At 71.4% G+C, this 8,543-nt stretch carries 6 protein-coding genes, 2 pseudogenes and 2 riboswitches; of the genes and pseudogenes, 6 read left to right on the forward strand and 2 right to left on the reverse strand.

All coding sequences use genetic code 11. The features are described from left to right. Positions 1 to 252: pseudogene (locus ND748_RS19075) on the reverse strand (CAP domain-containing protein); the annotation flags it as partial. 247 nt (positions 253 to 499) lie between these two features. Beyond that, a complete protein-coding gene (locus ND748_RS19080) occupies positions 500 to 1,285 on the reverse strand; it encodes a DedA family protein (RefSeq protein ID WP_251747366.1) in 786 nt (261 codons plus the stop codon). Between the two features lie 350 nt (positions 1,286 to 1,635). On the opposite strand from ND748_RS19080, the gene fbaA reads away from it, so the two are divergent. The 6 genes and pseudogenes from fbaA to ND748_RS19110 form a co-directional block, all read left to right on the forward strand. After that, on the forward strand, positions 1,636 to 2,673 hold the full coding sequence (gene fbaA, locus ND748_RS19085) for a class II fructose-bisphosphate aldolase (RefSeq protein ID WP_251747367.1): 1,038 nt from the start codon (positions 1,636 to 1,638) through the stop codon (positions 2,671 to 2,673). Positions 2,674 to 3,643: 970 nt separating this feature from the next. Continuing rightward, a riboswitch (cyclic di-AMP (ydaO/yuaA leader) is annotated at positions 3,644 to 3,877 on the forward strand. Positions 3,878 to 3,884: 7 nt separating this feature from the next. Then, positions 3,885 to 4,562 (forward strand): transglycosylase family protein, encoded by a 678-nt coding sequence (locus tag ND748_RS19090; RefSeq protein ID WP_251747368.1) that lies wholly within the window; start codon positions 3,885 to 3,887, stop codon positions 4,560 to 4,562. 464 nt (positions 4,563 to 5,026) lie between these two features. Further along, positions 5,027 to 5,228, forward strand: a riboswitch (cyclic di-AMP (ydaO/yuaA leader). A 2-nt stretch (positions 5,229 to 5,230) separates the two neighbouring features. Further along, positions 5,231 to 5,950, forward strand: a complete 720-nt coding sequence (locus ND748_RS19095; protein ID WP_251747369.1) for a transglycosylase family protein — start codon at positions 5,231 to 5,233, stop codon at positions 5,948 to 5,950. 106 nt (positions 5,951 to 6,056) lie between these two features. Next, positions 6,057 to 6,494, forward strand: coding sequence for a DUF3151 domain-containing protein (locus ND748_RS19100; RefSeq protein WP_251747370.1), 438 nt, complete (start codon positions 6,057 to 6,059; stop codon positions 6,492 to 6,494). A gap of 73 nt (positions 6,495 to 6,567) precedes the next feature. Beyond that, positions 6,568 to 7,851 (forward strand): adenylosuccinate synthase, encoded by a 1,284-nt coding sequence (locus ND748_RS19105; protein ID WP_251747371.1) that lies wholly within the window; start codon positions 6,568 to 6,570, stop codon positions 7,849 to 7,851. 152 nt (positions 7,852 to 8,003) lie between these two features. After that, positions 8,004 to 8,543 (forward strand): annotated as a pseudogene (locus ND748_RS19110) (hypothetical protein); the annotation flags it as partial.

Genomic DNA, 8,543 nt, shown 5'->3' on the forward strand with positions numbered 1-8,543 from the left:
AAAAGATAAAGCGGTGGGGTAGCCCTTCCCGCCCGGCCCCGTGGCCCCCCCGCGAGGTTTACCCGTGCACCACACCCCGCCCACCGACGTCCCGCCGGCCGCGCGGACGGCGAGTCCCGGGATCGCCGGTCCGGCACGGCTGGTGACCCACAGCGCGAGTACGAGCGTGGCCAGCAGGACACCCGCCGCCGCGCCGCACGCGGGCAGGGCCGGGCGCCGGGGCGCCCGGTGGCGATTACGCGTGCGCTGCATCGAACCCTTCGCTCGGTCGGCCCCCCGACCTCCTGGCTGGATCGATCAAGGCTAGCTAGGCGTAGTCAGGAACTACCATCATCAACGCCCATTGCCCACCCGATGTGATCTGGTAGCGATGTGGTGGAGATTACCTGCCGGATCGATCAGGGCAGCGGCCCGGCCGCCGGGGGCACGAAAGGACAACGCCGGCGTCTCCGGCGGCGAATCGCGACGAATGGCCGATGATCGGCGGGCGACCCGCCGGTCAGCGGTCTCGATCGGTCACCGCGGCGGCGGAGGGGTCCGCCTGCGCCGTCGGCACCGGTTCCGGTTCGGTCGCCGGCGCCGGCGCGGAAGCCGATGCCGGCGCGGAAGCCGATGCCGGCGGCGAGCCGTCGTTCTGGTCCGGGTCACCGCTCGCCGGCCCCCGGTCGGCGGCGGGTCCGGGGGCCGACTGTTCGTGGCTGGCCCGGCCGCGGGAGGTGCGGCGGCGCAGCAGCTCGCCGCCGACCCCCGCCAGGACGGAGGCGACCACGACCACCAGCGCGAGCCAGCCCGTGGCATCGCGCAGACCAGGGATGGCGGAAGCCGCGTAGCCCAGCAGGATCAGCCCGGTCCCCCAGACCACCGCACCGGACACCACGGCGACGATGAACCGGTGCCACGGCATGGCCACCGCCCCGGCCAGGACCGGAGCGAACGTCCGCGCCCACGGGACGAACCGGGCGGCCACCAGGGTGACTGCCCCGAACCGCCGGTAGAACTCCTCCGTTCGGGCCAGGGCCGGGGCGTAGCGACGCTCCAGGAAGGGCCGGCCCAGCCGGTGCCCGGTGTAGTAGCCCGCGGCGGCGCCGGCACTGGCCGCGAGGGCGACCCCCACGCACAGGACATATATGGAGACGTCCGCGCCGGCGTCCGCGGCGACCAGACCGGCCGCGAACAGGATCGTGTCCCCGGGAAGCCAGAACCCGATAAGGATCCCGCTCTCGGTGAAAATCATTGCGAACAGGACGATGTACAGCGTCGTCCCGGACAGGCTGCCGACGTCCACGTGACCAGTGTGCCGGGCGGACCCGGCCGGGTGTCGGGCGCGTCGCCGCGGTTCACCTGCCGGGCCTGCCGACGGACCACGCCCGTCCGGGCCATCCCATCCCCCCACCCCTGGTCGCGATGCCCGGCGACCCTCGCCGTCCCGCCGAACAGGCAATGCACATCAGCGCAGTGTCAGTAACCGACTTTGTCCCGGCGACGTCGGCCGCATCCGACCACCCGGACGGGGCGAGCCGTCATACCCTTCGCCCACCAACAGTCCAACGGTGGTCTGCCGGCCCTATCGGGCTGCTCAGCGCCGCCGTCCATGGCTGATCGGCGCCCCGACAGCTTCGACAAGGAGCCCCACCGATGCCCATCGCCACCCCAGAGACCTACGCCCAGATGCTCGACCGGGCGAAGTCCGAATCCTTCGCCTACCCCGCGATCAACGTCACCTCGTCGCAGTCCCTGAACGCCGCCCTGCGGGGGTTCGCCGAGGCGGGCAGCGACGGGATCGTGCAGGTCTCCACCGGCGGGGCGGAGTACCTGTCCGGTTCGACGGTGAAGAACATGGTCCTGGGCGCGGAGGCCCTGGCCGAGTACGCCCACCACGTCGCGAAGGCCTACCCGGTCACCATCGCGCTGCACACCGACCACTGCCCGGCGGACAAGCTCGACACCTACATCCGGCCGCTCATCGCGATCTCGAAGGAGCGGGTCGCCGCCGGCCGCGAGCCGCTGTTCCAGTCCCATATGTGGGACGGCTCGGCCGTCGAGCTCGAGGAGAACCTCAAGATCGCGGAGGAGCTGCTCGCCGACGCCACCGCCGCGAAGATCGTTCTCGAGGTCGAGATCGGTGTCGTCGGCGGCGAGGAGGACGGCGTCGTCGGCGCGATCGACGAGAAGCTCTACACCACGCCGGGCGACATGTGGCGGACCGCCGAAGTCCTCGGTTCGGGCGAGAAGGGCCGTTACCTGCTGGCCGCGACCTTCGGCAACGTGCACGGGGTGTACAAGCCGGGAAACGTCAAGCTTCGCCCGACGATTCTTCGCGAAGGCCAGGATCACGTTGCCCAGAAACTGGGTCTGCCGGCCGGATCGAAGCCGTTCGACCTCGTCTTCCACGGCGGCAGCGGCTCGGACCTCAGCGAGATCCGGGAGACCCTGGACTACGGGGTCGTGAAGATGAATGTGGACACCGACACCCAGTACGCATTCACCCGTCCCATCGTGGACCACGTCTTCAAGAACTATGACGGGGTACTCAAGGTGGACGGCGAGGTCGGGGCGAAGAAGGCCTACGACCCGCGCACCTACGGGAAGCTCGCCGAAAGCGGCATGGCGGCCCGCGTGGCCCAGGCGTGCGAGGACCTCCGCTCCGCCGGTCGGTCCCTCAGCAGGGCATAGCCCCGGCCCGCTCCCGAGCCCGGTCCGACCGCGACCCTCCCGACCCGGAGGATCACACCCGGCGATCGTTGTCCCCGGTGTGCCGCCGGGCACTACCCGGACCGATCCGGGCACACCTCGGTCGGGCCGGCCGTTCGAGTGGTTTCCTCGAATCTGCCGGCTCGGCCGGCAGATCGCCGGACCGGCCCGGCGCGCATCGGCAACCAATCCGGGGGCCGGGCGGATACCAGCCGGCCGCCCGCAGTCGGGACGGAACGACCGGCACAGAACGGACATCCGGCAGGCCCGCACCATCGATGGTCCCGGCGATGTCCCGTACCATCCGGGCGCCCACGGTCCCCCAGTTGCCTCACGCGACTGGGGGACCACTGTCTTTCGCCGAGTGGTCCGCCTCGGGTCCGTTGCCCGGCCACGCTTATCACCAGCAGGTTTCGGCCAGATCGACCCACACGAGGCGGACGTGCGGCCGCCTCGGCCGCCCCGCGGGCCCAACCAGGGACATCTCCCCTCGGGACCCGGGCCGCCGAGCGTCGCTACGCCGCCGCGTACCTGACCAGGCGCGTCGCGCACCGAACGACAAGGTCGTAAGTCACCACCAGGTTTCCGTAGTTTTTCTCACACAGGTACGCTGCCCAGGACGAACCGGGGTAAACGGACCATTGCGCCCTTCCGGGCCACCGAGTCACAGTCGATATTGCTTCTCCGCAGGTCACTCATTCGGCGTGATTCACCACGCTCTGGTCGTCATCGCCCATCGGCAAACAGGGTGATCAGCCGGCCACAAATACCCCCGCCCGAGATAACGCCAGGTTGATGAGCGGGCGCGCACGCGCGATACCAGTCACCCCACGGGCACTCAAGCAGGCGCGCCGACTGTGCTCTTTTTCACGTGACCTATTCAATGCTTGGCGACTCGCCGGCCGGCGTGGTTATGGTCTTCGCCGTGCCCGACGAAATCGTCTGGCATTCGTCGGACGGCACGCCGAATCCTGCCCCCGGCCGACGATTTCTCCAGACTGGGCGGCAGGAACGGGGGAACCAACTCCGAGCGTCGAAGGGATTCGATGCTCTCGGGGTGAAGCCATGAGTGACAGACGCACCAGGGTCTTTCGGTGCGAGCGCGTGTCCCCAGGAATCCCTGGCATGGCCGGGCAGTTCCCAGCCCGAATCCGACAGCTCACCTCGCAGGCGTGGGGAAGGACCACAAAAATATGTCCGACGCACGTACCAGTGGCCGACAATGGAGCGCCGGCACCCGTATCCGGGCGCGGGCCCTCATGGTTGCTCCGGTTCTCGCGGCGGCGGTCGGCGGCACCCTTGCGGTCAGCCAGCCGGCCGAGGCCCAAACCTGGGCGGGTCTGCGGCAGTGCGAGTCCGGCGGTGATTACACGACCAACACCGGCAACGGCTACTACGGCGCCTTCCAGTTCTCGGCCAGTACCTGGCACAGCCTCGGCTACCCCGGCCTGCCCCACGAGGCGACCCCGGCGGTCCAGGACCAGGCCGCCCTCCGGCTCGCCCAGCGCTCCGGCTTCGGCCAGTGGCCGGTCTGCGGTCGCGGCATGGGTGCCGACCAGCTCGCGGGCGGTTCGTCGGCCAGCGGCGCGGTGCAGGCGTCGCGCTCGGCGCAGCGCGCCGTGCTGACGACCAGCCCCGTGGCGTCGACCACCCCAAACTTCACCCGTAACCTCACGGCTGCGCTGGTCGGGCTCGACCGGGCCGATGTCCGCGCCTGGCAGAGCCGGATGAGCCAGCTCGGTTACCCAATCGCAGTGGACGGACATTTCGGGCCGCGCTCGGCCGCAGCCGCCCGCGCCTTCCAGGGCTCCCACGGTCTGGCCGTCGACGGCATCGTCGGCCCGGCGACCTGGCACGCCACCTTCGGCTGAGCGCCGCGTCACGCCCGGTAGCCATCCGGCCGACTGCCGCGCCGCCGAACGGCACCGTTCGCACGTAGTCCATCCGACCCGGGACGCGGGGACGCGCGTCACGGTTGCCGGACGACCTTCCCACCCCGGTGACACCGGCCAGGGGAGCTCACCGACCCACCCCGACCGGCCCGCCCGGACGCCCGGACAACCTCCGCTGCGCGCTCCGAGATGGGCCGGTCGGCCACCTGCTTCGCACCGGATGCCGCTGTCCGCCGTGGAGGTACCCCGCGGCGCCGGCGGCACACACCGCCCTCCGATCGGGCGGCACCGTTGGGCTCCGCCGTTCGCGCGTCCCAACCTGGTTACTCCGAACCACCCCGGTTTGCGCCCCCTGGACCGTTCTCGCTAGAGTGCCGATCACTCGCCACCCGGCGAGGTCGCTCGGACGGACGCCGAGTCCTGCCCGACGTGCGAGCGGCTCGTACTAGTACGCACCGCAACGGGCAGGAGTGGGGGACCCACCATCCGGGCGTCCTGGACGCCCTTGGGGTTAAGCAGGCTCGTCCCAGCCATCCGGTGTGGGGAGAACGATTCCCACCCAGCACCGACGGCCCGGGGCGGACCGGCCGGGCCATCCCAGCCCGCACCCGACAGCTCACCCCGCAGGCGATCGGGATTGGACTGACGTGCCGTCAGGACGGCGTGGTGGTAAACATCGGGCCCCGCAGGCTCACTCGACCGCGGGTCGTATTCTTCGCACGACCGGCGCGGTGACGGCCATCGTCGGCAGCGGGCTGGCGGTCACCGCGGCCCCGGCCGGCGCGGCCACGGCCGACGACTTCGCCAAGCTCCGCCAGTGCGAGTCCGGCGGGAACTATGCCATCAACACCGGCAACGGCTTCTCCGGCGCGTACCAGTTCGACGACGGGACCTGGCACGGCCTCGGCTACTCCGGCCGGCCCTACCAGGCGCCCCCCGCCACGCAGGACGCCGCGGCCGCCAAGCTCTACAACTCCCGCGGCTGGCAGCCCTGGCCGTCCTGCTCCCGCAAGATGGGCCTGACCAACAACGGCCCGGCCTCGGTCGGCTCCGGCTCCGGCGACGTCATCGAGCAGGCCCTCACCCCCGCCGAGCCGCCGATGACGCTGGACCGCGCCCGCCAGGAGCTGGGCGACAACGCCTACAAGGGCACCGTCCTGAACGCCGATTACGGTGACGACGTCCGCCCGGACGCGTTCGTCTGGCAGGCCGCGATGCGCAACAAGAGCTTCATGCTCACCGTCGACGGAAAGTTCGGTCCGCAGTCGCAGGGCATCGCCGCCCTCTACGGCTACCTGACCCGGGTCAGCGACGGCCAGCCCGGCGCCGTCGGCCAGAACCTGTGGAACGTCACCGTCCGATCGTGACCCGCCGCGACTGCTCGCCCCACCCGCACGGCGGGTCACCGCGCCCGGACAGCGAGTCGCCACACCCGCACGGCAGGTCGCCGTACCCGTACGGCAGGATGCATCCATGACCACGCCGTCCGATCCGGGCCGCAACCTGCTCTCGGGCCCGCCGCCGACGCTGCTGCCCTCCGACGCCATCGCCACCGACGCGCTGGCCGCGGGGGAGGCGCCGGCGGCCGTGGCCGCCGCCTCGCCCGGGCTGAGCGCCCCGTGGGCAGCCCTCGCTGAACTCGCGCTGGCCGGGGACCGACCCGTCGAGGCATATGCGTACGCCCGCACCGGATACCACCGCGGACTCGACGCGCTGCGCCGCGCCGGCTGGCGGGGCACCGGGCCGATTCCCTGGTCACACGGGCCGAACCGCGGCTTCCTGCGGTCCCTGGCTGCGCTCGGGCACGCCGCGGCGGCCATCGGGGAGGCCGAGGAGGCTACCCGCTGCCGCACCTTCCTCACCGACAGCGATCCTCTCGCCGCACGCGAACTCGGCTTCGACGGATCGTGAGTCGCCGGCGCCGGTCGGTAGAAGCATCGTCCGACCGGCCACGCGCGAGTGCCATCCCTAGTAACCTCGCCCGGTGCCCGCTCTCGTCCTCATCGGCGCCCAATGGGGCGACGAGGGAAAAGGAAAGGCGACCGACCTTCTGGGCGGCGCCGTCGACTACGTCGTCCGCTACCAGGGCGGCAACAACGCCGGCCACACGGTGGTCATCGGGGAGGAGCACTACGCCCTCCACCTGATCCCCAGCGGCATCCTGCGGGCCGACTGCGTGCCGGTGATCGGCAACGGGGTTGTGATCGACCCCGGCGTCCTGCTCACCGAGATGGACGGACTCGCCGCCCGGGGCATCGACGTCTCGCGCCTGCTGATCAGCGCGAACGCTCATCTGATCATGCCGCATCACCGGGCCCTGGATCGGGTGACCGAGCGCTACCTGGGCAAGGCGCGGATCGGCACCACCGGCCGCGGGATCGGCCCGACCTACGGCGACAAGGTCGCCCGCACCGGCATCCGGGTCCAGGACCTGCTCGACCCGGGCATCTTCCGCAAGAAGCTCGAACTCGCGCTACGCGAGAAGAACCAGGTCCTGGCGAAGGTCTACAACCGGCGGCGGATCGAGGTGGACGAGGTCGTCGAGGAGTACGCCGCCTACGCCGAACGCCTCGGCCCGCACATCGCCGACACCGGCCTGGTGCTGGACCGCGCGCTGCGTGCGGGCAAGGTCGTGCTGCTGGAGGGCTCCCAGGGCACGCTGCTCGACGTCGACCACGGCACCTACCCGTTCGTGACCTCCTCGAATCCGACTGCCGGGTACGCGGCGACCGGCGCCGGCATCGGGCCGACCCGGATCAACCGGGTCGTCGGGATCATCAAGGCGTACACCACCCGGGTCGGTGCCGGCCCCTTCCCCACCGAGCTGGACGACAAGGTCGGTGAGGAGCTACGGCGCATCGGCGGCGAGTTCGGCGTGACGACCGGCCGGGCGCGGCGCACCGGTTGGTTCGACGCGGTGATCGCCCGCTACGCGGTGCGGGTCAACGGCCTGACCGACCTGTTCCTCACCAAGCTGGACGTGCTGTCCGGCTTCGACCGCGTACCGATCTGTGTGGGCTACGACATCGGTGGCGAGCGGGTCGACGAGATGCCGATGACGCAGACCGAGTTCCACCATGCCCGGCCCATCTACACCGAGCTGCCGGGCTGGCATGAGGACCTCTCCGACGTGCGGAAGTACGCCGACCTCCCCGCGGCCGCGAAGGACTACATCCGGGTGTTGGAGGAGCTCTCCGGCGCCCCCGTCTCCGCGATCGGCGTCGGCCCCGGCCGGGACCAGACCCTGGTGATCAACGATCTGGTCTGACGACCCCGCTCGGCGCGGCCCCGGACGGCCGCCACCCCACTTGCATAACGCAGCGCTACCGTCGACGCTTGAACAGTCACGTTGAGCGATGGTGGGTGGGGGTGAGGACGGTGTCCGGTGCAGGGGCTCGCCCGTCCAGAAACGATCACTCCGTGCCTGGCCAGATGCCGGCGCCGCCCACCCCCGTCCCGGCCGATACCGGCGCCGCGCGGGCCCGCACCGCCGAGACCCCCGCCGCCGACGCCCGGCCGGTCCCGGAATCCGCCGCCGACGCCCGGCCCGTCCCCGACAACCGTCCGGTCTCCGACAGCCGTCCGGTCTCCGAGAGCCGGCCCGTCCCCGACAACCGGCCGGTCCCCGACACCAGGCCGGCGTTGTGGGCGCCGCCGGTACCGCACCGATATCTGCAACCGACCGACTCCGACGCCTGGCCGGTCGGGTTCTCCCCCACCGGCGAGGCGCTGCCGGAGACGCTCACCGACGTGCTGCTTCGGGGCAGCCACGCCATCCGCAGCTCGAAACGGGCCGAGGCGCAGCGGCTCGAACGCGCCGCCGCGGTCGCGAACCACGTCGACGCCCAGATCCGTGACTTCCTCGACTTCTGCGCCGCGGAGAACCTGGTGCCGCCGGTCACCGTGCGGGCCCGCGGCACCGCGGCGCGCCGGACCGGGGGCCGGCACGCGTCCCGGCCG

Source organism: Frankia sp. AiPs1 (assembly GCF_023716945.1).
Lineage (GTDB): Bacteria > Actinomycetota > Actinomycetes > Frankiales > Frankiaceae > Frankia.

Coding starts and splice junctions, on each gene's coding strand:
- fbaA (WP_251747367.1), top strand. CDS start 1,636: ATGCCCATCGCCACCCCAGAGACCTACGCCCAGATGCTCGACCGGGCG.
- ND748_RS19090 (WP_251747368.1), top strand. CDS start 3,885: ATGTCCGACGCACGTACCAGTGGCCGACAATGGAGCGCCGGCACCCGT.
- ND748_RS19100 (WP_251747370.1), top strand. CDS start 6,057: ATGACCACGCCGTCCGATCCGGGCCGCAACCTGCTCTCGGGCCCGCCG.